At 47.9% G+C, this 982-nt stretch carries 2 protein-coding genes; one reads left to right on the forward strand and one right to left on the reverse strand.

The genetic code is table 11. The features are described from left to right. Window positions 1-508, forward strand: a 508-nt coding sequence (locus tag A3750_RS12965; RefSeq protein ID WP_156498574.1) for a general secretion pathway protein GspB, incomplete at its 5' end; no start/stop codon positions are given. Window positions 509-568: 60 nt separating this feature from the next. Here the strand turns inward: A3750_RS12965 and A3750_RS26150 are convergent. Further along, window positions 569-982 (reverse strand): S9 family peptidase (locus tag A3750_RS26150; protein WP_197475027.1); only part of this gene is annotated, 414 nt, incomplete at its 5' end.

The following is a 982-nucleotide window of genomic DNA, read 5'->3' on the forward strand; positions in this document are numbered from 1 at the left end:
TGTAGAGTCCTCAACGGTTTCTGCTGGAGAGCCTTCAGCGGTGTCTGTTGAAAAGCCCTCAACGGTACCTTTTGAAGAGCAATTTGAGCTGATCGAGCCAAAGTCTAAAAGACTTTCTCAGAGCCAGTCCGCGTCCGCTGCAATCGTCAGCGACGCGCGCGTAGTCGTATCCGATGTGCCGCTTGATGCGGCTCCTGTTCAGTCTTCAGAGTTAGCAAATGTAGAAGATCAAGGTGTGGAAAGCGAGAGCATTGATCCTTACGAAGATGTTCTCTATCTTGAAGAACTCGATCAGAGAACTCGACCAAAAGTCTCAAAGCTTACCTTCAATAGTCATATCTACAGTTCCGCGCCCTCGGCACGCAGGGTTATGATTAACAATATCTACCTTCGTGAAGGGCAAGCGTTCCAGGGCATGACGCTGCTGTCGATTGGCGAACAGCATGTTGTGTTTGAGAAGGATGGTCAGCAGTTTAAAATTGCAGCGATGCGTGATTGGATGGGGTAATCTAAAATTCAGCTTAAGCTAGAGAACCCGTGGCGCGCTGTAAGCTCATGAACGCTTTGCTCATTTTGGCTCTACGTTTTGAATGAACTCAATAAAGCGTTTGCGCGCTTGCTCGTAAGCAAGACCTTGAGTATGGCCTCCCAGCGTTTGATAAGTTTCGATATGAACACCAGCTTTATCTGCTGCTGTTAGTAATTGTTCTAAATGTGCATAACGTACGATCGGGTCCTGTTTGCTATGCATCAGTAGGATAGGTAATCCCGCCAGTTGGCCTATGTGATCTTCGGGGTTGTATTTACTTTCAATGAAGCTTGCGGGTATCTGTACTAGCCATGTCAGCCAGTGGTTTCGCATTGCCTCCCTTGCTACTTGCGGCCAATCAGCCGGCGAAGATTCTGTAATCAATGCGCGAATAGGTGCCAATTCGCTCTTCTCTAGCTCATTAATGTTGGCGGAATAGGTGATTGCTAGCGC

The sequence above is a fragment of the Oleiphilus sp. HI0079 genome (assembly GCF_001635105.1).